The sequence below is a fragment of the Pseudomonas sp. AE27 genome (genome assembly GCF_037113495.1).
Classification (GTDB): Bacteria; Pseudomonadota; Gammaproteobacteria; order Pseudomonadales; family Pseudomonadaceae; genus Aquipseudomonas; species Aquipseudomonas palmensis.
Genome location: NZ_CP146966.1, coordinates 294,073 through 318,619, shown reverse-complemented (window position 1 = coordinate 318,619; position 24,547 = coordinate 294,073). Strand labels below are relative to the sequence as shown.

General features: G+C 64.0%; 23 protein-coding genes. 12 read left to right on the top strand and 11 right to left on the bottom strand.

Going from position 1 to position 24,547, the window contains the following annotated elements; translation table 11 throughout:
- The first annotated feature begins 81 nt into the window (after nt 1-81).
- Nucleotides 82-2,268 (top strand): hypothetical protein, encoded by a 2,187-nt coding sequence (locus tag V9K84_RS01455; protein WP_054914724.1) that lies wholly within the window; start codon nt 82-84, stop codon nt 2,266-2,268.
- Nucleotides 2,269-2,471: 203 nt separating this feature from the next.
- Here V9K84_RS01455 and V9K84_RS01450 read toward each other — a convergent pair whose 3' ends face one another.
- Entirely contained in the window at nt 2,472-2,777 is a 306-nt protein-coding gene (locus V9K84_RS01450; RefSeq protein ID WP_088513945.1) for a DUF2288 domain-containing protein, read from the bottom strand.
- Between the two features lie 355 nt (nt 2,778-3,132).
- Between V9K84_RS01450 and V9K84_RS01445 the strand changes: the two genes are divergently transcribed.
- From V9K84_RS01445 to V9K84_RS01425, 5 genes are all read left to right on the top strand, one after another.
- Nucleotides 3,133-4,251: a branched-chain amino acid ABC transporter substrate-binding protein gene (locus V9K84_RS01445; protein WP_043862608.1), complete on the top strand. Its 1,119-nt coding sequence runs from the start codon at nt 3,133-3,135 to the stop codon at nt 4,249-4,251.
- Nucleotides 4,252-4,474: 223 nt separating this feature from the next.
- Nucleotides 4,475-5,398, top strand: coding sequence for a high-affinity branched-chain amino acid ABC transporter permease LivH (gene livH, locus V9K84_RS01440; protein ID WP_043862609.1), 924 nt, complete (start codon nt 4,475-4,477; stop codon nt 5,396-5,398).
- The gene (locus V9K84_RS01435) at nt 5,395-6,651 is read left to right on the top strand and encodes a high-affinity branched-chain amino acid ABC transporter permease LivM (RefSeq protein WP_043862610.1); all 1,257 of its coding nucleotides are present in this window, start codon (nt 5,395-5,397) and stop codon (nt 6,649-6,651) included. Before livH ends, V9K84_RS01435 begins: the two co-directional genes overlap by 4 nt.
- Nucleotides 6,648-7,415, top strand: coding sequence for a high-affinity branched-chain amino acid ABC transporter ATP-binding protein LivG (gene livG / locus V9K84_RS01430; protein WP_054914726.1), 768 nt, complete (start codon nt 6,648-6,650; stop codon nt 7,413-7,415). Before V9K84_RS01435 ends, livG begins: the two co-directional genes overlap by 4 nt.
- Complete coding sequence (locus V9K84_RS01425) at nt 7,416-8,117, top strand: ABC transporter ATP-binding protein (protein WP_043862612.1); 702 nt, start codon at nt 7,416-7,418, stop codon at nt 8,115-8,117.
- A 33-nt stretch (nt 8,118-8,150) separates the two neighbouring features.
- On the opposite strand, the gene V9K84_RS01420 is transcribed toward V9K84_RS01425, so the two are convergent.
- The gene (locus V9K84_RS01420; RefSeq protein ID WP_043862613.1) at nt 8,151-9,101 is read right to left on the bottom strand and encodes a LysR family transcriptional regulator; all 951 of its coding nucleotides are present in this window, start codon (nt 9,099-9,101) and stop codon (nt 8,151-8,153) included.
- A gap of 103 nt (nt 9,102-9,204) precedes the next feature.
- Between V9K84_RS01420 and V9K84_RS01415 the strand changes: the two genes are divergently transcribed.
- The 4 genes from V9K84_RS01415 (at nt 9,205) to nhaA (ending at nt 13,625) form a co-directional block, all read left to right on the top strand.
- A complete protein-coding gene (locus tag V9K84_RS01415; protein ID WP_043862614.1) occupies nt 9,205-9,804 on the top strand; it encodes a short chain dehydrogenase in 600 nt (199 codons plus the stop codon).
- Nucleotides 9,805-9,874: 70 nt separating this feature from the next.
- Nucleotides 9,875-10,549: a membrane protein gene (locus V9K84_RS01410; protein WP_043862615.1), complete on the top strand. Its 675-nt coding sequence runs from the start codon at nt 9,875-9,877 to the stop codon at nt 10,547-10,549.
- 105 nt (nt 10,550-10,654) lie between these two features.
- Nucleotides 10,655-12,274, top strand: coding sequence for an NAD(P)/FAD-dependent oxidoreductase (locus tag V9K84_RS01405; protein ID WP_088513946.1), 1,620 nt, complete (start codon nt 10,655-10,657; stop codon nt 12,272-12,274).
- A 169-nt stretch (nt 12,275-12,443) separates the two neighbouring features.
- Nucleotides 12,444-13,625, top strand: coding sequence for a Na+/H+ antiporter NhaA (gene nhaA / locus V9K84_RS01400; RefSeq protein WP_088513947.1), 1,182 nt, complete (start codon nt 12,444-12,446; stop codon nt 13,623-13,625).
- A gap of 91 nt (nt 13,626-13,716) precedes the next feature.
- Here nhaA and V9K84_RS01395 read toward each other — a convergent pair whose 3' ends face one another.
- The gene (locus V9K84_RS01395; protein WP_043862618.1) at nt 13,717-14,181 is read right to left on the bottom strand and encodes a glycine zipper 2TM domain-containing protein; all 465 of its coding nucleotides are present in this window, start codon (nt 14,179-14,181) and stop codon (nt 13,717-13,719) included.
- Between the two features lie 147 nt (nt 14,182-14,328).
- On the opposite strand from V9K84_RS01395, the gene V9K84_RS01390 reads away from it, so the two are divergent.
- Nucleotides 14,329-14,565, top strand: a complete 237-nt coding sequence (locus tag V9K84_RS01390; protein WP_043862619.1) for a hypothetical protein — start codon at nt 14,329-14,331, stop codon at nt 14,563-14,565.
- Here V9K84_RS01390 and pdxH read toward each other — a convergent pair.
- From pdxH to dinG, 5 genes are all read right to left on the bottom strand, one after another.
- Complete coding sequence (gene pdxH / locus V9K84_RS01385) at nt 14,562-15,209, bottom strand: pyridoxamine 5'-phosphate oxidase (RefSeq protein ID WP_043862620.1); 648 nt, start codon at nt 15,207-15,209, stop codon at nt 14,562-14,564. The two genes, V9K84_RS01390 and pdxH, sit on opposite strands and share 4 nt — an antisense overlap.
- A gap of 18 nt (nt 15,210-15,227) precedes the next feature.
- Complete coding sequence (locus V9K84_RS01380) at nt 15,228-16,205, bottom strand: OmpA family protein (protein ID WP_054914729.1); 978 nt, start codon at nt 16,203-16,205, stop codon at nt 15,228-15,230.
- 98 nt (nt 16,206-16,303) lie between these two features.
- Entirely contained in the window at nt 16,304-17,449 is a 1,146-nt protein-coding gene (locus tag V9K84_RS01375; RefSeq protein WP_054914730.1) for a serine hydrolase domain-containing protein, read from the bottom strand.
- 108 nt (nt 17,450-17,557) lie between these two features.
- The gene (locus V9K84_RS01370; protein ID WP_088513948.1) at nt 17,558-19,744 is read right to left on the bottom strand and encodes a beta-galactosidase; all 2,187 of its coding nucleotides are present in this window, start codon (nt 19,742-19,744) and stop codon (nt 17,558-17,560) included.
- 81 nt (nt 19,745-19,825) lie between these two features.
- Entirely contained in the window at nt 19,826-21,970 is a 2,145-nt protein-coding gene (gene dinG / locus V9K84_RS01365) for an ATP-dependent DNA helicase DinG (RefSeq protein WP_043862624.1), read from the bottom strand.
- Between the two features lie 97 nt (nt 21,971-22,067).
- Here dinG and V9K84_RS01360 point away from each other — a divergent pair, with 97 nt between their 5' ends.
- A complete protein-coding gene (locus V9K84_RS01360; protein ID WP_043862625.1) occupies nt 22,068-22,532 on the top strand; it encodes a CopD family protein in 465 nt (154 codons plus the stop codon).
- A gap of 87 nt (nt 22,533-22,619) precedes the next feature.
- Here the strand turns inward: V9K84_RS01360 and V9K84_RS01355 are convergent, their stop codons facing one another.
- The 3 genes from V9K84_RS01355 to V9K84_RS01345 form a co-directional block, all read right to left on the bottom strand.
- Nucleotides 22,620-23,378: a hypothetical protein gene (locus V9K84_RS01355; protein ID WP_043862626.1), complete on the bottom strand. Its 759-nt coding sequence runs from the start codon at nt 23,376-23,378 to the stop codon at nt 22,620-22,622.
- On the bottom strand, nt 23,371-23,646 hold the full coding sequence (locus V9K84_RS01350; protein WP_043862627.1) for a DUF1145 domain-containing protein: 276 nt from the start codon (nt 23,644-23,646) through the stop codon (nt 23,371-23,373). Before V9K84_RS01350 ends, V9K84_RS01355 begins: the two co-directional genes overlap by 8 nt.
- Before the next feature lie 111 nt (nt 23,647-23,757).
- A complete protein-coding gene (locus tag V9K84_RS01345) occupies nt 23,758-24,471 on the bottom strand; it encodes an OmpA family protein (protein ID WP_054914734.1) in 714 nt (237 codons plus the stop codon).
- Nucleotides 24,472-24,547 lie beyond the last annotated feature (76 nt).

The following is a 24,547-nucleotide window of genomic DNA, read 5'->3' as shown; positions in this document are numbered from 1 at the left end:
TGATACAGTCGCGAAACTTATCCCGTGATGGCTCGATGATATCGACTTTTACCAGCCGTCCACCCAGGCAAATGGCGCAAAATGACCTCAAAGAATACTTCTGCCACCGCGGTTTCCGAGCTGATGTCATCCTCCACCGCGCTCACCGCCCCGGCGCCTCGAGAATACTACAGCCCGCGCGCGGCTACGCCGCAGCAGTACCTGTATTACACCGAGACCGATATCCAGCGCATCCTGGACAACCTCGACGGCCTGCGCGACCTGGTGTTCCCGCCCAGTGTGCATGTCGAAGATGACACCCAGTTGCGCCTGGACCAGCAGTTCCCTTCGGTGTGCCTGATCGGCCTGGGTCGTTGCGGTTCGAACATTGCCCTGGATGTGGCGGAGCTGGTGTACAACGCCCGCACCTTCTACCTCAACGAATTCAACAACGAAGACCGCCACGCCGGCGAGCAGCCCTACAGCCCGGGCCGCTGGATCCGCAACAACCTGCGCCTGGTGCAGAACAAGGGCGCCAAGCCGGTGTTCCTGGTGGAACCGCTGGTGATGCTGGGCGACCTGGACAAGGACATCGCCGGGCGCATCCGTTTTTCGCGCAAGGGCGAGAAGAGCGGCTTTCTGCGCGATTACAGCAAGATGAAGATCATGGACCTGTCCGAGGTGCATGCGGGCGGCGCCGGCAACGCGCCGATCCTGGGCCAGTACCTGGCCAAGATCATCCTCAACAAGGAAACCCAGCGCTTCTCCAGTGCCGACTGGAAGCTGATCCACTCGTACCTGATCGACTCGTGCGGCATCAAGGCCAACCAGTCGCGCCTGTACTTCTACATCTTCAGCGCCGGTGGCGGTACCGGCTCGGGCATGGCATCGGAGTTCGGCCTGGCCCAGCAGTTCTCGTACATGAACAAGACGTTCGACACCAAGCCGGCCGACGAGAACGACACCAAGAGCGGGCACTCCTTCGTCTTCGAGCCGATCTTCACCAGCGGCATCTGCGTGCTGCCGAACATCTCCGACCACCGCAGCGAGATGTCCGAGGCACTGCACATCAACGCCGGCCGCCTGCTGTGCAAGTACCTGTCGGAGGAATGGGACTTCTCGTACAACTTCGACAACGAGGACAGCAGCGAAGCCAGCGTGATGGGGCGTATCCGTCCGTGGAACGCGATGATGCTGATCTCCAACGACATCATGCGCTATGCCGAGGAGAACGATGACGGCAACATCCAGGACATTGACGTCAATGCCATGGAGAAGCACGCCAACCAGTACATCTCGCAGCAGATCTTCAACATCCTCACCGCCCAGGCGGTGACCACCGACTACGACCAGAACTACTTCCGGCGCGCCGGCATCGACATCGGCGAGACCATCCGCCTGGATGCCAACGACCTGTTCATGAGCCTGGCCGGCCCGGTGGCCATCGCCTACGCCGAATCGGTAGTGCCCGAGCAGCCGACACCAGGCAACGACAAGTTCAAGGTGTTCGAGAAAGAGAAGCCGCAGCTCAACATCGACGACCTGTTCTTCCGCTCCATCGACCTGCCGCACTTCAACAAGGTGACCCAGGCGATCGAGGGCATCAGCCTGCTGCCGATCGAGTCCAAGCGCTATCGCGCGGCCCTGGAGCAGTACAAGACCTCCGGCTACGACGCCGCGGCGCTGCATGACCTGCACTTCTTCAAGAACTGCTCGTCGGTGGTGTCGATCGTGTCCCTGCCCAAGGACTACAAGCTCTCGTACATGGACCTGAACCGGCTCAAGACCCACCTCAACAGCCTGTTCCCCAACACCACGCTCAAGCGCTACGCGCTGGTGATCGGCGCCTCGGCCAACCTGTCGCTGACCACCCTGATCGCCAAGAGCCCGTGCCTGTCGGACGACTTCCTGACCCTGATCGTGGCGTTCATCAAGCGCTGTTTCGCGCGCACCCCGTACCGTTTCGACGACACGCTGGACAACGCCATCCTCGACTTCATCACCCGTGAGGAATTCGACGAGGACCGTATCGACGACCTGCTCAACGAGTTCGAGAACCCGGCCAAGATCCTCGATACCAACTGGTACGCGATCAAGCCGATGTACGAGAAGAAGTACCGCGAGCTGATCAACGACAAGAGCAAGTTCGTGTCGATCAACGATATCCGCCTGTCACGCGAGTGCGTGAAGAAGGCGGTGAAGTACCTGCGCGAGATCTACCGTCACCGCATCGGCAAGACGCGGGTGATTTCGCTCAACAGCCATACGGGCAAGACAGACTACGAGTAATCTGCGCGGCGGCTTTGCGGCCATCGCGGGTCAAGCCCGCTCCCACAAGGTCTCCACCAACCTGTGGGAGCGGGCTTGACCCGCGATGAGGCAAGAACTGTTACCGCGTTTTTTGAACCCCTGCCCCACTGTTACCAACAACCACCCCGCCTGAACGCCCTCGCGCACCAAAATCTTCCGGCTGTTCGTTTTTGCGCACCAGATCAGGGCGCGGACTTTTTCTGAATCACGATAAACGGCGAAACCACCACTGCCCAGATCGACGCAATCGTGTGCGAAAGGTCTAGCGCCTGCTCGGCAGTCACCGGCACGACCGTGCCATCATTTCGCCATTTTTCCACGGTTTCACTGCGGTTTTCGGCCATTGCCGACGCCACCTCGATCAGGTCCAGCGACGGGTCGACCCAAATCAGGTCACCCTTGGCCCAAAAACGCTCCAGCGCTTTCCACTCGATGATTGCAGTCTCGCCGAGCAATTTGGCATAGAGGGTGCTTGGTTGATCTGTCATGGGTTCCTACCAGAAATAATTCGACCACTGAAAGGTCGCTATTTTTGCAGAAAAACCCAGTTTCAAATAAGTAATTGATCGACAAGGCCATGAAGATCACGCCCCGCCGCAGCATGCTGGCAAATTGGCGGCGCCTTTATGTAACTTTCTGTCGATTAGGCGACACCCCCGGATTTTGCCCCGAAAAGCCCGCTTTTCAATCGATCAAGCGGCGCTCTACACTGTACCGGTACAGTTGCCAGGGCATTTTGCGGGGGAACACGGGAAAGGCGGGACGGCGTGGCCGTCACGGTATCCCGGTCCGTAGCCCTGGGCACCAGGACTATAAAAATTACAACAGAATGAGTGGAGCACTATGAGTAAGCAGATTTCCAAGCTGTTCGCCGCAATGGTTCTGGCCGGGGTTGCCAGCCATGCAGTTGCCGCCGATACCATCAAGATCGGCATCGCCGGCCCGAAGACCGGTCCGGTTACTCAATACGGTGACATGCAGTTCATCGGTGCAAAACAGGCCATCAAGGACATCAACGCCAAGGGCGGCGTTGACGGCAAGATGCTCGAAGCCAAGGAATACGACGACGCCTGCGACCCTAAACAGGCCGTGGCAGTCGCCAACAAAGTGGTCAACGATGGCGTCAAGTTCGTGGTCGGCCACCTGTGCTCCAGCTCCACTCAACCAGCGTCCGACATCTATGAAGATGAAGGCGTGATCATGATCACCCCGGCTGCCACCAGCCCGGAAATCACCTCCCGCGGCTACAAGCTGATCTTCCGTACCATCGGCCTGGACAGCGCCCAGGGCCCGGCCGCCGGCAACTACATCGCCGACCACGTCAAGCCCAAGGTGGTTGCGGTACTGCACGACAAGCAGCAGTACGGTGAAGGCATCGCCACCGCGGTCAAGCAGACCCTGGAAGGCAAAGGCACCAAGGTTGCCGTGTTCGAAGGCCTGAACGCCGGCGACAAGGACTTCTCCTCGATCATCCAGAAGCTCAAGCAAGCCAACGTCGACTTCGTGTACTACGGCGGCTACCACCCAGAGCTGGGCCTGATCCTGCGCCAGGCTCAGGAAAAAGGCCTGAAGGCCAAGTTCATGGGCCCAGAGGGCGTGGGCAACGACTCGATCTCGCAGATCGCCCAGGGCGCTTCCGAAGGCCTGCTGGTAACCCTGCCCAAGTCGTTCGACGCCGACCCTGCGAACAAGGCCATCGTCGACGCCATCAAGGCTGACGGCAAGGACCCGAGCGGTCCGTTCGTGTTCCCGGCCTACTCGGCGGTGGAGCTGATCGCCGAAGGCATCAAGGCGGCCAAGAGCGAAGACACCGACAAGGTCGCACAGGCCCTGCACACCGGCACCTTCAAGACCCCTACCGGCGACTTGTCCTATGACAAGAACGGCGACCTGAAGGACTTCAAGTTCGTCGTCTACGAATGGCATTTCGGCAAACCTAAAACCGAAGTTTCCCCTCAGTAATCCCGTCACTCCATGACTACAAGCCCACTGTGCGAGCAGTGGGCTTTGTTTTACGAGGTTCATGGGCCTGATTCCCGCGATCCGGGAGCAGGTTCACCTGAAAATCTTAAAACCGTCACCAGCGGTTCGCTGGCAGTGCCCGTGCGAAGTGGCCTCAGACCACAAGCCGGGACGGGCGCAAGCCCACCAGTGAAATGCGTATCGGGTTTTTAGGAGCGCTGTAATGCCTGAGATCTATCACTTCTTCCAACAGCTGGTTAATGGCCTGACCATTGGCAGCACCTATGCCTTGATAGCCATTGGCTACACAATGGTTTACGGCATCATTGGAATGATCAACTTCGCCCACGGCGAGGTGTACATGATCGGTTCCTACGTGGCCTTCATCGCCCTTGCCGGGCTGGCCATGATGGGCATCGACTCACTGCCGATACTGATGACCGCCGCGTTCATCGCGACCATCGTGGTCACCAGCGCCTATGGCTACAGCATCGAACGGGTCGCCTACCGCCCCTTGCGCAACAGCAACCGGCTGATCCCGCTGATCTCTGCCATCGGCATGTCGATTTTCCTGCAGAACACTGTCTTGCTTGCCCAGGATTCCAAGGACAAGTCGATCCCCAACCTGATTCCGGGGAGCATCTCCTTCGGGCCGGGCGGCGCCGAGGAAGTCCTGATTTCCTACATGCAGATCCTGGTCTTCGTCGTCACCCTGGTGGCCATGACCGGGCTGACCCTGTTCATCTCGCGTTCACGCCTGGGCCGCGCCTGTCGCGCCTGTGCCGAAGACATCAAGATGGCCAACCTGCTGGGTATCAACACCAACAACATCATCGCCCTGACCTTCGTGATCGGTGCGGCCCTGGCGGCCGTGGCAGCGGTACTGCTGAGCATGCAGTACGGCGTGATCAACCCCAACGCCGGCTTCCTGGTAGGCCTGAAGGCCTTTACCGCGGCGGTACTGGGCGGCATCGGCAGCATTCCGGGCGCCATGCTCGGCGGGCTGGTGCTGGGCGTGGCCGAGGCCTTTGGCGCCGATATCTTCGGTGACCAGTACAAGGACGTGGTGGCATTCGGTCTTCTGGTTCTGGTGTTGTTGTTCCGTCCGACCGGCATCCTGGGCCGTCCGGAGGTCGAGAAAGTATGAGCAGAAATCTCAAATCGGCGTTTTTCAGCGCCTTGCTGGTCTGGGCCGTGGCATTCCCGGTACTTGGCCTGAAACTCAGCATCGTCGGTATCAGCCTGCAGGTGCATGGCCAGGGGCCCCTGGCCCTGAGCGTGATTGTGGTGTGCTCGGTGCTGATGTTCCTGCGCGTGCTGTTCGACAAGCAATGGAGCGCGATGATGCGGTCCGCCCCCCGGGGTGCACTGATATCGCCCAAGGTCAGCAACTTCCTGACCCTGCCGCGTACCCAGCGCTACATCATCCTGGGCCTGATCGCGGTTGCCCTGGTGTGGCCGTTCTTCGGTTCGCGCGGTGCGGTCGACATCGCCACGCTCATCCTGATCTACGTGATGCTGGGCCTTGGCCTGAACATCGTGGTCGGCCTGGCGGGCCTGCTCGACCTGGGCTACGTGGGCTTCTACGCCGTGGGCGCCTACAGCTATGCGCTGCTGTCGCACTACTTCGGCCTGAGCTTCTGGGTGTGCCTGCCCATCGCGGGGATGATGGCGGCCACGTTCGGCTTCCTGCTGGGCTTCCCGGTGCTGCGCCTGCGCGGTGACTACCTGGCCATCGTGACCCTGGGTTTCGGCGAGATCATCCGGCTGTTCCTGCGTAACCTGACCGACCTCACCGGCGGCCCGAACGGCATCAGCAACATTCCCAAGCCGTCGTTCTTCGGCCTGAGCTTCGAGCGCAGGGCGGCTGAAGGCATGCAGACCTTCCACGAGTTCTTCGGGGTGGAATACAACTCGATCAACAAGGTGATCTTCCTGTACCTGGTGGCACTGCTGCTGGCCCTGCTCGCGCTGTTCGTGATCAACCGCCTGCTGCGCATGCCGATCGGGCGCGCCTGGGAAGCGCTGCGCGAAGACGAGATCGCCTGCCGTGCGCTGGGCCTGAACCCGACCATCATCAAGCTCTCGGCCTTCACCCTCGGTGCCTGCTTCGCCGGTTTTGCCGGCAGCTTCTTCGCCGCGCGCCAGGGCCTGGTGACGCCGGAGTCGTTCACCTTCATCGAGTCGGCGATCATCCTCGCCATTGTCGTGCTCGGCGGCATGGGCTCTCAGCTGGGCGTGATCCTCGCGGCCATCGTGATGATCCTGCTGCCCGAACTGATGCGCGACTTCAGTGAATACCGGATGCTGATGTTCGGTGCCCTGATGGTATTGATGATGATCTGGCGTCCGCAGGGCCTGCTGCCTATGCAACGTCCACACATGGAGCTGCGTCGATGAGCCGCGAAATTCTGCAAGTGAGCGGCCTGAGCATGCGCTTCGGCGGCCTGTTGGCGGTCAACGGCGTGGCCCTGTCCGTCAAGGAAAAACAAGTGGTGGCACTGATCGGCCCCAACGGCGCCGGCAAGACCACCGTGTTCAACTGCCTGACCGGCTTCTACAAGCCCAGTGGTGGCAGCATCCTGCTCGACGGCCAGCCCATCCAGGGCCTGGCCGGCCACGAGATCGCCCGCAAGGGCGTGGTGCGTACCTTCCAGAACGTGCGCCTGTTCAAGGAAATGACCGCACTGGAAAACCTGCTGATCGCCCAGCACCGTCACCTGAACACCAACTTCTTCGCCGGCCTGTTCAAGACCCCGGGCTTTCGTCGCAGCGAGCACGAGGCGATGGAGTACGCGCAGTACTGGCTGGAAAAGGTCGACCTGGTCGAGTTCGCCAACCGTAACGCCGGCACCCTGGCCTATGGTCAGCAACGCCGGCTGGAAATCGCCCGCTGCATGATGACCCGCCCGCGGATCCTCATGCTCGACGAGCCGGCGGCAGGCCTGAACCCGAAAGAGACCGAAGACCTCAAGGCGCTGATCGGCACCTTGCGTGAGGAACACGGGGTGACCGTGCTGCTGATCGAGCACGACATGAAGCTGGTCATGAGCATTTCCGACCATATCGTGGTGATCAACCAGGGCACGCCGCTGGCCGATGGCACCCCGCAACAGATCCGGGACAACCCCGAAGTGATCAAAGCCTACCTGGGGGAAGCGTAAATGCTGCAGTTCGAAAACGTTTCCACCTTCTACGGCAAGATCCAGGCGCTGCACAGCGTCAACGTGGAGATTCGCCAGGGCGAGATCGTCACCCTGATCGGCGCCAACGGCGCGGGCAAGTCGACCCTGCTGATGACCCTGTGCGGGTCGCCCCAGGCCCACAGCGGCAGCATCCGCTACATGGGCGAGGAGCTGGTGGGGCAAAGTTCGGCGCAGATCATGCGCAAGAGCATTGCCGTGGTGCCCGAGGGTCGGCGCGTGTTCGCACGCCTGACCGTGGAGGAGAACCTGGCCATGGGCGGGTTCTTCACCGACAAGGGCGACTACCAAGAGCAGATGGACAAGGTGCTGCACCTGTTCCCGCGGCTCAAGGAGCGCTTCAGCCAGCGTGGCGGCACCATGTCCGGGGGCGAGCAGCAGATGCTCGCCATCGGCCGTGCGCTGATGAGCAAGCCCAAGCTGTTGCTGCTCGACGAACCGTCACTGGGGCTGGCGCCGATCATCATCCAGCAGATCTTCGACATCATCGAACAGCTGCGCAAGGATGGTGTAACGGTGTTCCTGGTGGAGCAGAACGCCAACCAGGCCCTGAAGATCGCCGACCGTGCCTATGTGCTGGAGAACGGCCGGGTGGTGATGCAGGGCACCGGTGAAGCGCTGCTGACCGACCCGAAAGTACGCGACGCGTACCTGGGGGGCTGAACCAGACGGCCCCTTCGCCGGCAACGCCGGCTCCTACAGTGCAGGAGCCGGCGTTGTCGGTGAAGGGGCCGGTACCGGCAACGCACCCAGCGCCTGGCTGCCACGCTTGAACCAGCGCACCAGGTAATCGGCCACCACCTGCACGCGTTTGGGCATCCCGCCCTGATACGGGTGCACCAGGAACAACGGCGTACTGCGTGTCTGGTAATCGCGCAGCAACCAGCACAAGCGCCCGTCCGCCAGCTCGGCATGCAACATGTAGGACGGCAGCCGCGCCACCCCCGCCCCCACCAGCACCGCCTTCTTCAACAGGCTGTAGTGATTGCTGGCAAAATTCCCCGCCACCTGCACCCGCAGCAATTCATGCTGCTGGTGGTACAGCCATTCCTCGCGTCCGCTGTAATGACTGTTGAGCAGGCAGCGATGCTCGGCCAGCGCCTGCGGCGTGGTCGGCGTGCCGTGGCGCTCCAGGTACGCCGGGCTGGCGCAGGTCAGCTCCTGCATGGCCAGCAGCGGCCGCGCCACCAGGCGCTCGTCATTGCCCGGGATCTGTCGGATGGCCAGGTCGAAGCCGTCGCGCAGCAGGTCGCGGTAGGCATTGTCCAGTTCCAGTTCGATCTGCAACTGCGGGTACTGGTTGCCCAGCTCCAGCAGCAGGCCTTCGAAGAAGGTTTCACCCAGCGACACCGGCACCGTCACCCGCACCGGGCCCGACAGGTCATCCTTGAGCCGCGACAGCGCCTGGCGCGCCTGGGTCACCTGGCGCACCAGCGCCTGGGCCTGGGGCAGCAGCGCTGCGCCCGCGGCAGTCAGGCTCAGGCGCCGCGTGGTGCGGTGCAGCAGCTTGACCGAATGGCTGCTCTCCAGCTGGCTGATGCGCTTGGACAACTGCCCCTTGCTCCAGCCCAGCTGCTCCGCAGCCAGGGTAAAACTGCCCGCATCCATCAACACCGCAAAGGCCGCCAGATCGTCCAGCTCGCTCATGGATTGTTTCCGCATGAAAACCAAAGGTTGCCTATTAGCAGGCTTATTCACGCAAAAATCCACCCTAGACTGAAACCTCACCCCACACACGAGGAACAGCCCCATGAAAATCATTCTGATCGGCGCCGGCGGTACCATCGGTTCGGCCGTGGCCCGTGAACTGGAACAGCGCCACGAGGTGATCCGGGTCGGTCGCAACAGCGGCGACCTGCAGGCCGATATCAGCGACAGTGCCTCGATTCGCCGCCTGTTCGAGCAGACCGGGCGCTTCGATGCCCTGGTGTGCGCCGCCGGCAACGTGGTGTTCGCGCCCCTGGACGAACTGGACGAACAGGGGTTTGCCCTGGGCCTGAACGACAAGCTGATGGGCCAGGTCAACCTGCTGCTGATCGGTCGCGAGTTCATCAATGACGGCGGCTCGTTCACCTTCACCACCGGCGTCACCAGCCACGACCCGATCCGTACCGGCACCTCGGCCAGCCTGGTCAACGGTGCCATCGACGCCTTCGTGCGCGCCGCCGCCATCGAGCTGCCACGCGGGCTGCGGGTCAACGCCATCAGTCCGACCGTGCTGCTCGAGGCCATGCCCGACTATGCCCCCTACTTTCGCGGCTTCAAGCCGGTACCGGCGGCCGACGTGGCGCTGGCCTACGCCAAGAGCGTGGAGGGGCTGCAGACCGGGCAGACCTATCACGTGGGCTAGGGCCTTGTGATTGCGCCCCAGGCTGCGTAACGTGACGGCACTTTTCTGGACCCGATGCTGGAGCCCCCCGATGCGTGCCGCCCCTTCGCTGCTGTTAGCCGCCCTGCTGCCCCTGTTCGCCGGTTGCCAGATGCTGGCAGACAAACCCGAGACGGTGTCCACCGTCGGCATGACTCGCCTGCAGGGCGAGCTGTCCGCCGCTGGCGGCCAGTTGCTGTTCAAGCCGTGCGAGGAGAGCCGCCGCTTCGTGGTCCGCGACACCGGCAACACCGGCCTGCTGCAGGAAGCTTCGGCACTGGCGGCAACCCCCGGCACCCTGTTCGCCGACGTGCGCGGCAAGCTGGCCGGCAGCCAGCAGGCCGGCAACGATGGCCAGCTCGACGTGCAACAGCTGTACCGCGTCGAGCACTCCTCCAGCGCCTGCAGCGACCCGAACTTCAAGCGCCTGATCCTGCGCGCCAGCGGCCATGAGCCAGACTGGAACATCAAGGCCAGCGGCCAGGGCATGGTGCTCGACCGCCCAGGCCAGCCCTCGTTGGCGGTGCCGTACCTGGAAGAACAGATGCCCGACGGGCGCCTGTCACTGAGCACCGAAGCCAACGGCCAGCGCATCGACCTGTGGGTCGCCCCGCAGCGCTGCGTGGACATCGCCACCGGCGCGGTCAGCCACCTGAGCGCCGAATTGCGCATCGACGGCCAGACCCTGCGTGGCTGCGGCTACTACGGCGGCTCGCGCAACGACTGACCGGCCGCACGCGTTTAAGCTGCCTTAAGCGCCTGCGAACAGCTTATACTTGGCGGTTTGTGCAAAGCCGCCGGCCCTTTGATGGCCGGGATACTGGACCCTGTCATGCTACGAATCACTGAACTGAAGTTGCCGCTGGATCACCCGGACGAAGCCCTGCGCGAAGCCATCGTGCAGCGCCTGGGGATCAGCGACGACCAGCTGCTGGACTTCACGCTGTTCAAGCGCAGCTACGATGCGCGCAAGAAGAACACCGAACTGCTGTTCATCTACACCATCGACCTGACAGCCAGCAACGAAGCTGAGCTGCTGCAGAAGTTCGCCGACGATCACAACATCACCCCAGCCCCGGACGTCAGCTACAAGCCGGTCGGCCAGGCGCCGGCCGAGCTTGCCGAACGCCCGATCGTGGTCGGCTTCGGCCCGTGCGGGATCTTCGCCGGCCTGCTGCTGGCACAGATGGGCTTCAAGCCGATCATCCTCGAACGCGGCAAGGAGGTGCGCCAACGCACCAAGGACACCTGGGGCCTGTGGCGCAAGAGCGTGCTCAACCCCGAGTCCAACGTGCAGTTTGGCGAAGGCGGTGCCGGCACCTTCTCCGACGGCAAGCTGTACAGCCAGATCAAGGACCCGAAGCATCACGGCCGCAAGGTGCTGCACGAGTTCGTCAAGGCCGGTGCGCCGGACGAGATCCTGTACGTCAACAAGCCGCACATCGGTACCTTCCGCCTGACCGGCATGGTCGAGAACATGCGCCAGCAGATCGAAGCCATGGGCGGCGAGGTGCGTTTCGAGCAGAAGGTCACCGACCTGATCAGCGAGGGCGAGCAACTGACCGGCGTGGTACTCGAAAGTGGCGAACAGCTGCATTCGCGCCACGTGATCCTGGCCCTGGGGCACAGCGCCCGCGACACCTTCCGCATGCTGCATGCGCGGGGCGTGTTCATGGAAGCCAAGCCGTTCTCCATCGGCTTTCGCATCGAGCACCCGCAGACCCTGATCGACAAGGCCCGCCTGGGCAAGTATGCCGGACACCCGAAACTCGGCGCGGCCGACTACAAGCTGGTGTACCACGCCAAGAACGGACGTTCGGTGTACAGCTTCTGCATGTGCCCGGGCGGCACGGTGGTAGCTGCCACCAGCGAACCGGGCCGCGTGGTGACCAACGGCATGAGCCAGTACTCGCGCAACGAGCGCAATGCCAACTCTGGCATCGTGGTCGGCATCACCCCCGAGCAGGACTACCCGGGCGGCCCGCTGGCCGGCATCGAACTGCAGGAACGCCTGGAGAGCCTGGCCTATGAGCTGGGTGGCAGCAACTACCAGGCACCGGCGCAACTGGTGGGCGACTTTGTCGCCGGCAAGCCATCCACCGCCCTGGGCAGCGTGGAACCCTCGTACAAGCCGGGCGTGAGCCTGGGCGACCTGGCGCTGAGCCTGCCGGCCTTTGCCATCGAGGCGATCCGTGAGGCACTGCCGGCGTTCGACCGGCAGATCAAGGGTTACAACCTGCCCGATGCGGTGTTGACCGGCATCGAGACGCGTACCTCCTCGCCGCTGCGCATCACCCGTGATGCCAGCCTGCAGAGCCTGAACCTGAAGGGACTGTTCCCCGCCGGTGAGGGGGCTGGGTATGCAGGCGGGATTCTGTCGGCGGGCGTGGACGGAATTCGCGTGGCCGAGGCGGTTGCGCGCAGCATGCTGGGGCTGGGCCTGGAAGCGTGAGGTAGGGCTTGCGGGCCGTTTCGCCGGCAAGATCGGCCCCTGCAGGGGTTGGCCTTGCTGGCGGAAAAGCCGCAATAGCATATAACAAAAAAGAATATAGTTTTTGTTCTAAAGCATATCCCCACAGGGTAGGGTGTTCCTCTTCGAATTTCAGGATGGAGGAGCACCCTTGCCTCTACGCAGCACATTCACGCGTTTCTTCCAGCTCGAATCAGCCAGCGGCCTGCTGCTGATTGCCGCGGCTGCCCTTGCGCTGATCATCAACAACTCCCCCCTCTCCTACCTCTACAACGGCCTGCTCGAGGTGCCCGTGGTGGCCCAGGTGGGCGCGCTGCAAATCGCCAAGCCCCTGCTGCTGTGGATCAACGACGGCCTGATGGCACTGTTCTTCCTGCTCATCGGCCTGGAGGTCAAGCGCGAGATCATCGACGGCCACCTGTCCAGGCCCTCGCAGATCGTGCTGCCCGGCGCAGCCGCCATCGGCGGCATGGTGGTACCGGCACTGATCTACTACTTCCTCAACAAGGACAACCCCGCCGCCGTGGCCGGCTGGGCGATCCCCACCGCCACCGATATCGCCTTCGCCCTCGGCGTGCTGGCCCTGCTCGGCAAGCGTGTACCGGTGTCGCTCAAGCTGTTCCTGATGACCCTGGCGATCATCGACGACCTGGGCGCGATCATCGTCATCGCCCTGTTCTACTCCGGCGCCCTGTCCAGCCTGTCGCTGATGCTGGCCGCCGCCTGCCTGGTAGCGCTGGTGGCGATGAACCGGATGGGGGTGGTCAAGCTGGGGCCGTACATGGTGATCGGGTTGATCCTGTGGGTGTGCGTACTCAAGAGCGGCGTGCATGCCACGCTGGCCGGTGTCACCCTGGCGCTGACCATCCCGCTGCGCACTCGCAACGCCGAGCCGTCGCCCCTGCTGGCGCTGGAGCACGCCCTTCACCCCTGGGTGGCGTTCGGTATCCTGCCTCTGTTCGCCTTCGCCAATGCCGGCGTGTCGCTGGCCGGCGTCACCGCCGAGAGCTTTACCCACCATGTGCCGATGGGCATCGCGGTCGGCCTGCTGCTGGGCAAGACCGTCGGGGTGTTCGGCCTGACCTGGCTGGCGATCAAGCTGGGCCTGGCCGCCCTGCCCAGTGGCGCCAACTGGGGCCAGGTGCTGGGGGTGGCGATCCTGTGCGGCATCGGCTTCACCATGAGCCTGTTCGTCGGCTCGCTGGCCTTCGTGCCGGGCAGCAGCGAGTACGCCGGCATGGACCGCATGGGCATTCTCACCGGTTCCATCCTGGCAGCGGTGATCGGCTACGCGGTAACCGCCATGGCCAGCCGCAAGGCCGTCGGCAGTTGATGCCGAACCGGCAATGAAAAACCCCGACCGGCGGTGCCGAGTCGGGGTTTTGTTTGCACGCCCTCATAGCCAGAGGGCTGCAGGACAAGGTTCAGTGAGAAACCCGGCTGGTGCCATCCACGGTCATGATGCGAACGCGCTCGCCCACCCGGAAGATTTCGTTCTGCTGAACCTGCTGGACATAGGCGCGCATGCTGCCATCGTCTTCACGCACGGTGATTTCCACACCCTGGGTGCGGGTCAGGCCTTCCTCGGCTGCAGAACCTGCCAGGCCGCCGGCTACCGCACCGATGACTGCCGCGACGATACTGCCACGACCGCCGCCTACCGCGCTGCCGGCCACGCCACCCACGATGGCACCGGCGCCGCCGCCGATCGGGGTCTTGGTGCCTTCGATCTTGACCGGACGCAGCGATTCGATGGTACCCATGCGCACTTGCTGCACGCGACGGGCTTCATCGCGGGAATAGGAATCGCCGGTCAGGTTGGAGGTACAGCCGCCAAGCAGCAGCGACATCGTGGTGAACGACGCCACCAACAAAACTGATTTACGCATAGGATCATCTCCAGAAGACAGGTAGTCATTAGACTCCGCGCGTTGACCACTGTCACGACACACGGTGTATAAAATTGCTTCCATTCAGCGTCGGTACAGGCACTTGATCCCCGCCATGACCCCAACACTCAACAGGCAAGGATAGACATGGATTACTTCATCATCGCCGTAACCACCCTGGCGGGTCTGTATTTTCACGGGTGGCTGTATGTACGCATCAAGCGCTGGATGGACCGCGACCTGGCCCTGTCGCTTGCCGGGGACGACGAGCACAAACGCGTCTTCATGCTACAACGTCTGGACAGCGCCAGGGCGCAAAAGGTCAAACGCAAGGAATTGGCGGCCTGGCTGGAACGCGCGGCCGCCGAATACCGCGCCGGTTAAGGGGCCAGGCGCTCGCGCAGCCACAGGCCCTGTTTGAGCCGGTAGTTGAGACGATCATGCAGGCGGCTCGGGCGGCCCTGCCAGAACTCGATGCGTTCCGGCAGCAGGCGGTAGCCACCCCAGTGCTCGGGGCAGTGCGGCTGGGTATCGCTGAAACGCTGCTCGGTGGCCTTGACCAGATCCTGCAGCTCTTCACGGTTGGCGATCACCCGGCTCTGCGGCGATGCCCAGGCGCCCAGGCGGCTACCCAGCGGGCGTACCTGGTAATACGCATCGGATTCCTGCGCCGTGACCTTCACCACCTTGCCTTCGATGCGCACCTGGCGTTCCAGGGTGGGCCAGAAGAAGGTCATGGCGGCGAACGGGTTGGCGCGCAGGTGATGGCCCTTGGCACTTTCGTAGTTGGTGAAGAAAGTGAAGCCCTGCTCATCCAGCCCCTTGAGCAGCAGGATACGGCAATGCGGACGCCCCTCGCCGTCCACCGTTGCCAACGTCATGGCGTTGGCTTCGACGGGCGGCTGCTCGGTCTTGACGGCATCCTCGAACCATTGGTGAAACAACGCGAACGGCTCTGCCGGCGCCTGGGTTTCGGTCAGGCCGTCGCGAGTGTAGTCGCGGCGCATATCGGCCAGGGTCTGGGTCATGCTGCGTTTCCTTGACGATCAGTTGGTCTTCGCAGGGCTGGTGCTGCTGGCAACGACTTTCTTCGCGGCCGGGGCGGCTTTCTTGGCGGCCGGCTTGGCAGCGGCTGCAGCCGGCTTCTTCTTGGCCACCGGCTTGGCGGCCGGGGCTTTTTTCGCAGTGGCTTTCGCCGCTGGTTTGGTGGCGGGCTTGGCAGCGGCCTTGACCGGCGCCTTGACGTCCTGCACGGCAACCAGTTCGGCCGGGCTAGGGGTCGGCTGCTGGTACTTGGCCACCAGCGCCAGCATGGTGTTCTGTGGCGTCAACAGCAGCTCGACGCGGCGGTTCAAGGCGCGGCCCTGCACACTGTCGTTGGCGGCGCGCGGCGCCACCGACCCCATGCCACGCAGCATCAGGCGATCACGCTGCAGGCCGCTGAGGCGGAAAATCGCCGATACCGACTGGGCGCGCTCCTGGCTCAGCTTCTGGTTGGCAGCAGCTGCGCCGCTGCTGTCGGCATGGCCGAGTACCAGCACGGCGGTCTTGGAGTCGGTCTCGATCACCTTGGCCACGCGCGTGATCGGGCCGAGGGTGGCCGGCAACAGCATGGCGGGGCGGTCAGGGTTGTACGAAGAGTCGACCGGTACGGTCACCACCAGCACGTCTTCGCGGCGCTCGAGCTCGAACTTGCTGTCCTTGATCGCTTCGCGCAGCTTGGGCTCGTAGTCGTCGAGCCAGGCCTGGGTGGCCTTGACGTCGATCTTGGGTACCGCCTGGGCCTGGCTCTGGGCCTTGTCGCTGTTTCCGAACGGCCACCACCAGCGGCTACTGCTTTCAGACTTGGCATCAGCCTGGGCAACCTTCTCGGTGACCACATCCTTCACGTCCTTTTCGGCCACCTTGTCGGAGCCGAAGGGCCACCAGCCATGGCCGCCATCGGCCGAGCCGTTCTGAGGGTGCTGTGCGCAACCGGTCACGGCCAGGCACAGGGCGAGAGCTAAGGTTTTATGTGAAGACATCAGCGATACACCATGAAAATGAAAGAAATTTGACCCGACAGCGCAGGCTGTTGGAATCCAGAATAGACAATGGGTTCCGGTTGCAGGGACTTACCCGATCAAAGGCAGCCGGCCAGCACCCGAACCAGTTTCTGTGCCCGCGGGTCCATCAGGACATACGGGCCCAGGGTATTGGTGACAAAGCCAAAGGCCACGTCGTGTTCCGGATCGGCAAAACCGACCGAGCCGCCGGCCCCTGGGTGTCCGAAAGCCTTGGCGCCCAGCCCGAACGTGGCGTTGGGCACCTGTGGCTGATCAAGCATGCAGCCCAGGCCGAAGCGGGTCTGGGTCAGCAGGGTCATGTCCTGGCCCAGGCTGTGTTCGCGGGTCAGTTCGTCGAGCAGTTCCGATTCCAGCAGGCTGCCGTCCAGCAGCCCGGCATAGAACCCGGCCAGGCTGCGTGCGTTGCCGTGGCCGTTGGCCGCCGGTTGCTGCATGCGTCGCCACTCAGGCTTGTTGGTACTGGTCAGGATGGCTGGCGGGTTGGTGAAGGCGCGGGTGGACAACGCCTCGGGCTCACGCATCGTCACCTGCAGCAGCCGCTTGGCTGCCTCGTCACCCGGGTTGCCTTTGCCCCGGGCGATGTGCGCGACACGGTAGAACTCTTCATCGTCCAGTCCCACATGGAAATCCAGCCCCAGGGGCCTGGCGGTGCGCGCCACGATCGACTCGCCCGGGCCGCGGCCGTCGGCGCGGCGAATCAGCTCGCCCAGCAGCCAGCCGTAGGTGATCGCAGCGTAGCCGTGGGCGGTGCCGGGGGTCCACCAGGGGGCTTCGGCGGCCAGGGTGTCGACCATGGTCTGCCAGTCGTACAGGGCTTCGGCGGGCAGCAACTGGCGGATCGCCGGCAGGCCGGCCTGGTGGCACAGCAGTTGGCGCAGGGTTACCGAGCTCTTGCCGGCCTGGGCAAATTCTGGCCAGTAGCGAGCGACCGGTGCATCCAGCGCCAGCTTGCCTTCGGCCACCAGTTGCAGGGCGGTGACGGCGGTGAAGGTTTTTGTGCAGGAGAACAGGTTGGCGATGGTATCGCTGTGCCAGGCTTGCTGGCCGTCCTTGTCGGCGGTGCCGGCCCACAGGTCGAGGACCGTTTCGCCACCGACCTGGATGCACAGTGCGGCGCCGCGTTCCTGGGGATCATCGAAAAGTGCTGCGAAGGCTTCGCGTACCGCCTCGAACTGGAGTTCGTAATGACCTTGAATCTGCACCCGTAATTACCCCGCCGTACTGCGCCACAAAATGGCTGGCATTGTTCCAGCACTGGAGGTTTTTGGGAACACCGCAAAGCCAGGCGGTCCCCTTGCGCTCTCAGGCGCCTACCGTGCCGGCATCACCAGCGGCTTGTTCAGTTGCTCCACCACCCCAAGATTGCTCTTGCGCACACTCTCCACAAACCCCTGAAATGGCACGTCGGTAATCCCCACCAAGCCGAAATGCCCATTCTCGCCATCGAGCAAACGCCCGCTGGCCGGCTGATCCAGGTACTGGAACCAGTGCACCCCCACAATCGAAGGCTCCTTCAAGGCCGCCTTGACGAAGTTCGCATAGGCCGGCCCACGGTCCTCCTCACGCGCCACTTCCATCGGCCCCGGCCCGAACGGCCCACGATCACGCGAGCCATACTGGAACTCCGACACCAGCACCGGCTTGTCCAGCGCATTGAGCTGGGCAAAGTCGTAGCCATCCTGCGGCGTGGGTGCATACACATTGAAGCTCACCACATCACAGTACTTGGCACACGCCGCCACCGCTTCAGGCGTACTGACCGCAAACCGCCCACCCAGCAGCAGGTGATTGGGCGCATGCCATTTCAGCGAGTCGGAGATGGTCTTGAAGTAGGTCTCGGCAAACACCCGCTGGAAATACTTGAAGTCGGCCTCGATTTCCGGGTGCGCGGGGTCGGGCAGCGGCGGCTCGAAACCCGGATCCTCCATCAGTTCCCACGCCGTCAGTTCGATGCCCCACGCCTTGGACAGGCCTTCCTGGTTGCGGTACTTGTCGCGCAGCTGCTTGAGAAAGGCACGCTTGGCCGGCGAGTCGGTGGTCAGGCGCAAGGTGCCGTAGGCCAGCGCATAACGCTGCTTCGGTTCATTACCCGGCACCGCCCAGGCCAGCTCGTTGTCGGCGAAATAGCCAATCAGCCACGGATCGTCGCGATGGTCGCGCGCGGCAATCGCCACAGCACGTTCCGTGGCCATGGCAAAGCGCGGGTCGAACGGGTCGGGCATCGCACCCCACCAGTCCACCCCCGTGCTGATGCTGGTGTAGTCGCCGCCGATGGACAACGGCAGGGTGTAGGCCAGGCGTTGGCTCTGCAGGCCGTTGTCGCTCCAGTTGCCCAGGGTGTTGAAACCCCAGGCCTGCAGGCGATCCAAGCTCTGGCCCTGCCAGCGCGCCTGGTCGAACGTCGGCGTGGCGTGGCCACGGCCCAGGTTGGCGGCGTAGAAGTCGAACCAGCGCCCCTTGCCGAAACCGCGCCCCTGGGAAGAACCGTTGCCGTCCAGGTTGTCGCCCTGTCCGTAGTACTGCGCCAGCGGGGTCTGCGCCTCGGGCAAGGCGGTGAACATCGACTCGCGCCCTTCCACGTAGGTGCGCCCGCCATCGGCCGCCACGGCATTGACCCCCAGCGAGTAGAACGGATGCCCCAGCGGCGTGACCAGAAACCAGCGACCCTCACGCTTTTCGGTGCGAAAGAACCCCTTGGCCTCGAATGCCTCAGCGCCAAGCAGGCCGCCGAACGTGTCCAGCTTGAGCTTGCTGCGCTCGTCCAGCCAGCCCTTGAGCTGCTGCTGCTCGCGCTGGGCAGCCGCCTTGAGCTGGTCGTCACTGCTGATCTTTTCGGGCCAGCGACCACGGGTGGACTGCCCATAACCGTCGATGAGGCCGGCATAGGCGGCCTTTTGCAGCACGTCGTCGTCCTGCACGCCAAAGCGCTCGATCAGCAGGCTCTGCGCCACCTTGGGCCTGGGCATCGACAGCGTGACCGATACCACCTGCTTGAGGTCGGCCTTGCCCTCGCTGCTGGTCAGCAGCACCCGCTGGCCCTGATGACGGAACGGCATCGGCGGGCCGACACGCATGCCCTGGGTGAGCGGCGAGCTGGCGGTCAGCGGTACCATCACGGTCTGTGCCGGGCCGGCCGGCAGGTCGATGCGGCTGGTGAGGGTACTGCCGTCGCTGCTGAGCACCGTCACGTCGACGCTCAGCGCCCAGTCCATGGCGCTCTGCATGCGCAAGGTCAGCGCGGTAGCGCCCGTCCAGTCCCACACCCCGGTCTGCGGGCTAAGGCGCAGGCTCGGGCGCTCCACGGGGTTGAACACCACGCGCCGCAGTACCTCGCCCTCGGCTGTCTGCTCCGCGTTGTACTGCGGCAGGCTGGCATCTTCGGTCACCACATTGACCACCGCGGCCGGGCGAACGAAGTTGAACAGCGTCTGTTGCCCGGCCAGCAGCGGCGAGCTGAACAACAGTGCAATCACGGCAGGCAGGGTACGGCGCAACATAGGGCTGGAGTTCTCCTTGATGGCCCTTGCGGGCCTTGATCTGTGCAATAGACAACGGGGCACTGCAAAGCGCTGTGCCGCTCAGGAAATTTCCCGGCGAAACGGCGGCAGCGCATTGAGGATAGCCTTGCCGTAGCGCTGGGTGACCACGCGCCGGTCAAGCAGGGTGATGGTGCCGCGGTCCTGTTCGGTACGCAGCAGGCGCCCGCAGGCCTGGATCAGGCGCAGCGAGGCATCCGGCACGGCGATCTCCATGAACGGGTTGCCGCCACGGGCCTCGATCCACTCGGCCAGGGCCGCCTCGACCGGGTCGTCCGGCACCGCGAAGGGAATCTTGGCGATGACCACGTGCTCGCAATACGCACCCGGCAGGTCGACCCCTTCGGCAAAGCTGGCCAGGCCGAACAGCACGCTGGAGTCCCCGCCGTCGACGCGCGCCTTGTGCTTGTTGAGGGTTTCCTGCTTGGACAGGTTGCCCTGGATGAACACCTGCTTGCGCCAGTCGCGGTCCAGGCCGTCGAACACGTCCTGCATCTGCTTGCGCGACGAGAACAGCACCAGCGAGCCACGCGAGCCTTCCACCAGCTCGGGCAGGTCGCGGATGATCGCGGCGGTATGCGCCGGAGCATCGCGCGGGTCGGCACGCAGGTCCGGCACGCGCAGCACGCCCGCATCCACGTGGTGGAACGGGCTGGGCACCACCGCCGTGACGGCCAGCTTGGGCAGCCCGGCGCGCATGCGAAAGCGATCGAACTTGCCCAGCGCGGTCAGGGTGGCCGAGGTCACCAGGGCGCCATGGGCGACGTTCCACAGGTTGCGGCGCAGCATCTCGGCCGCCAGGATCGGGCTGGCGTTGACCTCGATATCGAACAGCGCACCGCTTTCGGCCAGGGTCAGCCAGCGCGCCATCGGCGGGCTGTCTTCCGGGTCTTCGGCGGTAAAGGCGGTCCACAGCTCCCAGTTGCCCTGGGCACGGGTCTGCAGGCTGCCGAACAACGGGTACCACTCCTCGGCCTGGTGGCTGGGGATGCCGATGCTGACTTCGGCGTCCATGCCTTCCTTGAGCAGGTCGGTGAGTCGGGTGAACAGGTCGGTCAGGCGCGAAAAGCCCTTTTTCAGTTCGATGCCCATCTCGCGCATGTGCTCGGGCACCACGCCGCCGACGAAGCGATAGCGCGGGCGTTCGCGACCTTCCATGTCCTCGCCCGGGCGAAACTCCGCCACCTGCTCGCAGGCGCTGAACATGAACTGCTGCTGGGCCTTGATCTCGCGGGCCAGTTCCGGCACCTGCTCGATGTACTTGCCCAGGTCGCCCGGCAACGGGTTCTGCGCCAGCAGCTTGGCCAGGTTCTTGGCGGTCTGCTCGAGCCAGTCGGCGGTTGAGCGCAGGCGGGTGTAATGGGCAAAATGGCCGATGGCCTTGTCGGGCAGGTGATGGCCTTCGTCGAACACATAGATGGTGTCGCGCGGGTCGGGCAGCACGGCGCCGCCGCCCAGGGCCAGGTCGGCCAGCACCATGTCGTGGTTGGTGACGATCACGTCGACCTTGCCCATGCCCTCGCGGGCCTTGTAGAAGGTGCACTGCCCGAAGTTGGGGCAGTGGCGGCCGGTGCACTGGCTGTGGTCGGTGGTCAGGCGCGACCAGTCCTGGTCTTCCAGGGCCTGTGGCCAGCTGTCGCGGTCGCCGTCCCATTTGTTGCCGGCCAGCTTCTCGATCATGCTGGTGAACAGCTTCTGACTGGCCTCGTCCACCTCAATGCGAAAGCCCTCCTCCTCGAACAGCTGCGCGGTGGCGGTCTGGGCGTGGCCTTCCTGCAGCAGCAGGTCGAGCTTGGACAGGCACAGGTAGCGACCACGCCCCTTGGCCAGGGCGAAGCTGAAGTTCAGGCCGCTGTTGCGCATCAGGTCCGGCAGGTCCTTGAACACGATCTGTTCCTGCAGGGCCACGGTGGCGGTGGCGATCACCAGGCGCTTGCCAGCAGCCTTGGCCGCGGGAATCGAGGCGAGGCTGTAGGCCACCGTCTTGCCGGTACCGGTGCCGGCCTCGACCGCGACCACGGCGGGCTCGCCACTGCGGCGGCCTTCGTCGTCCACGGCGATGTCGCCCAGCACCTTGGCCACTTCGGCGATCATCAGACGCTGGCCGTAGCGGGGCTTGAGGCTCTTGGCTTCGAGAAAACGCGAATAGGCGCCCTGAATCTGGGATTTGAGTTCGTTGCTGATCATGGTGTCGGGGCGCCCGGAGGGCTGGATAAATTTTCAGTGTTTCGAATGGGTCGCTATCATACCCCGCTATTGCCCCTTGCGCCGAATGGAGTTCCCGATGACCGCCTTTGCCATCCCCTACAGCCTGCATTTGCTGGCCGCCCTGATCTGGGTGGGCGGCATGTTCTTCGCCTGGCTGATCCTGCGCCCGGCCATGGTGGCCGCGCTTGACGGCCCTTCACGGCTGACGCTGTGGGTAGAAGTGTTTCAACGTTTTTTCGTGTGGGTCTGGGTGGCGGTCGCGGTGCTGGCGATCACCGGCGTTGGCATGATGCACATGCGTTTCTCGGGGTTCGAGACTGCGCCACGTTATGTGCAGGTGATGATTGGCGCAGGGATTGCGATGTTTGCGCTGTTTCTGAGAATCCAGGCGCTGCTGCTGCCAGAGTTGCGCAAGGCGGTGAAGGCGCAGGACTGGCCCGCCGGGGCCGCAGTGCTCGGGCGCATTCGGCGCCTGGTGGGGATCAACCTGCTGCTGGGTATTGCGGTGGTTCTGGTGGCGTCGAGCCGGCTGCTGGTGTGAGGTGACCGCTTCGCCAGCAAGGCGGGCTCCTGCAAAGGCCATGTTTGCCTGCAGGAGCCGACCTGGCCGGCGAATCGGCCCTGAAGATCAGAGGCGCTGAAGAATCAGCTCCCCGTCAGCCCCGGCCGCCCCCGGTTGCCCGGGCTGCCCGGGTCTTCCCGTCGCCCCTGCATCGGTGCGGTACACCAGGCAACCCTTGCTGGCCCCACCTGCGCCCGGCTTGCCCGGCGCACCTGCCAGCCCCGGCGCACCGCCGTCGAGCCTGACCTTGATCTGCTCGGCCGGGAAGCTGGCCGGCAGTGCCAGGCGCACCCGGCCTCCGGGCGCCCCGTCATGGCCATCGCCACCGTTGTCGCCATTGGCGCCACGGCTGGCCTGGCCCCAGGTGCAACCACCCGCCTTGCCGTTACCACCATCGAGCCCCACATACCCCGGTGCTCCCGCGCCGCCACGAGCGTCGATGGCCAGTTCTGAAGCCTCCAGCGCCTGAATGCGCAAGCTCAGGTCACGTCCGGGCCTGGCGACCCGCTCATAGGTACCCGGCGCACCGTGGGCAGCAATCTCACTGCCCTGGCCCAACTGCGCCTGGGCCACTTCCATGCTCAGCGCATGCTCGGCCGGCACGATGGCAATGCGCGCCTGGTTGCCCAGGTGCAGCTCATCCACCTTCAATTCCACCAGGCTCGCCGGCAGCACCAGGGTGGCCGAATCCGCCACCTCCAGGCGCTGCAGGTGCACCACGCTGGCCTTGTTCGGCAGGCGCAGCACCGAGTGCGCCGCCACGCTGATCGCATCGGCCAGGGCCAACGGGCTGAACAGTGCTGCCAACAACACGACCTTACGCATGACCAGCCTCCTGGCGCGGGGCCGGTATCGATTGGATATGAAAGATGCCGACCAGCAGAATCTGCAAACGGTCGAACCAGCGATGGCTGCGCTCACGCAACCGTCCGTTGAACATCAGCACCTCGAGCACGTGCAGCACCAGCAGCATGGCCCCCGCGAGGTTGATCAGCTGGTGGAACGGCTTGTCTGCCGGCATCAGCAGATTCACCAGTACCACCCACCAGAACACTACCGTCAGGGCCTTGCCCAGCCCCCACAACGCCTTCATACCCGCGCCCCTTGTTGTTGCGTTTTCTTGTTTGGCGGCCCGCTTACGCGACACAGGCACTGCACGCCACATTACCGGCTGGCACCCTCCGGATGCCAGCCCCGCTGTCGATCAATTGAGGTGCAATTCGACCCGGCGATTCTGCGCGCGGCCCGCATCGGTTTCGTTGTCGGCAATCGGCTCGCGCTCGCCACGCCCCTGGCTGGTGATTTTCTGCGGTGCCAGGCCCTGGCTGATCAGGTACTCGGCCACGCTGCTGGCACGCCGCTCGGACAACGCCTGGTTGTAAGCATCGCTGCCACGGCTGTCGGTGTGTCCGATCACCTTGATGCTGGCCACGCTCGGGTCATTGAGCTTGCCGGTCAGGGTACGCAACTGCTGCTGGGCGGCCGGGGTGAGTTCGGCCGAGTCGTAGGCGAACATCACGCTGCCCTGGTCGTTGAGGGTGATCACCTCGGGCTCAGGCGCCGGGGCCTTCTCGCTCGGCGGGTATTGGGGCAACGGGCAACCGTTGTGGCTCACCGGGGTGTTGGGCGGGGTATCGGGGCACCGGTCGCGGCGGTCGAACACGCCATCGCCGTCTTCGTCACCGTCCTGGGCAAAGCAGATCAGGCCACCGGCGATGGCACCCAGCGCCGCGCCGCCACCGGCCCAGGCAGAGCTTTCGATGGCGCCCAGGCCGCCACCCACGGCGCCGCCCAGCAGGCTGCATAGGGGCCAGGTTCTTTGGTTCAACGGGGCGCTGCCATCGCTGTGGGTGGCGCAACCGGACAGCAGGCTGGCGACCACGAGCACGGGCAGCGCAGCCTTGGTGATTACATTCATGGGGAATGCTCCTGTGTCACCGGCCAGTACCGGTCACACAGGAGTAAAGACGCGCCCGCGACACTTCACAAGCCGC

Bases quoted from the DNA above. Each gene is read 5' to 3' on its own strand.
- V9K84_RS01455 (WP_054914724.1), top strand. From the start codon at position 82: ATGACCTCAAAGAATACTTCTGCCACCGCGGTTTCCGAGCTGATGTCA.
- V9K84_RS01450 (WP_088513945.1), bottom strand. From the start codon at position 2,777: ATGACAGATCAACCAAGCACCCTCTATGCCAAATTGCTCGGCGAGACT.
- V9K84_RS01445 (WP_043862608.1), top strand. From the start codon at position 3,133: ATGAGTAAGCAGATTTCCAAGCTGTTCGCCGCAATGGTTCTGGCCGGG.
- livH (WP_043862609.1), top strand. From the start codon at position 4,475: ATGCCTGAGATCTATCACTTCTTCCAACAGCTGGTTAATGGCCTGACC.
- V9K84_RS01435 (WP_043862610.1), top strand. From the start codon at position 5,395: ATGAGCAGAAATCTCAAATCGGCGTTTTTCAGCGCCTTGCTGGTCTGG.
- livG (WP_054914726.1), top strand. From the start codon at position 6,648: ATGAGCCGCGAAATTCTGCAAGTGAGCGGCCTGAGCATGCGCTTCGGC.
- V9K84_RS01425 (WP_043862612.1), top strand. From the start codon at position 7,416: ATGCTGCAGTTCGAAAACGTTTCCACCTTCTACGGCAAGATCCAGGCG.
- V9K84_RS01420 (WP_043862613.1), bottom strand. From the start codon at position 9,101: ATGAGCGAGCTGGACGATCTGGCGGCCTTTGCGGTGTTGATGGATGCG.
- V9K84_RS01415 (WP_043862614.1), top strand. From the start codon at position 9,205: ATGAAAATCATTCTGATCGGCGCCGGCGGTACCATCGGTTCGGCCGTG.
- V9K84_RS01410 (WP_043862615.1), top strand. From the start codon at position 9,875: ATGCGTGCCGCCCCTTCGCTGCTGTTAGCCGCCCTGCTGCCCCTGTTC.
- V9K84_RS01405 (WP_088513946.1), top strand. From the start codon at position 10,655: ATGCTACGAATCACTGAACTGAAGTTGCCGCTGGATCACCCGGACGAA.
- V9K84_RS01395 (WP_043862618.1), bottom strand. From the start codon at position 14,181: ATGCGTAAATCAGTTTTGTTGGTGGCGTCGTTCACCACGATGTCGCTG.
- V9K84_RS01390 (WP_043862619.1), top strand. From the start codon at position 14,329: ATGGATTACTTCATCATCGCCGTAACCACCCTGGCGGGTCTGTATTTT.
- pdxH (WP_043862620.1), bottom strand. From the start codon at position 15,209: ATGACCCAGACCCTGGCCGATATGCGCCGCGACTACACTCGCGACGGC.
- V9K84_RS01380 (WP_054914729.1), bottom strand. From the start codon at position 16,205: ATGTCTTCACATAAAACCTTAGCTCTCGCCCTGTGCCTGGCCGTGACC.
- V9K84_RS01370 (WP_088513948.1), bottom strand. From the start codon at position 19,744: ATGTTGCGCCGTACCCTGCCTGCCGTGATTGCACTGTTGTTCAGCTCG.
- dinG (WP_043862624.1), bottom strand. From the start codon at position 21,970: ATGATCAGCAACGAACTCAAATCCCAGATTCAGGGCGCCTATTCGCGT.
- V9K84_RS01360 (WP_043862625.1), top strand. From the start codon at position 22,068: ATGACCGCCTTTGCCATCCCCTACAGCCTGCATTTGCTGGCCGCCCTG.
- V9K84_RS01355 (WP_043862626.1), bottom strand. From the start codon at position 23,378: ATGCGTAAGGTCGTGTTGTTGGCAGCACTGTTCAGCCCGTTGGCCCTG.
- V9K84_RS01350 (WP_043862627.1), bottom strand. From the start codon at position 23,646: ATGAAGGCGTTGTGGGGGCTGGGCAAGGCCCTGACGGTAGTGTTCTGG.
- V9K84_RS01345 (WP_054914734.1), bottom strand. From the start codon at position 24,471: ATGAATGTAATCACCAAGGCTGCGCTGCCCGTGCTCGTGGTCGCCAGC.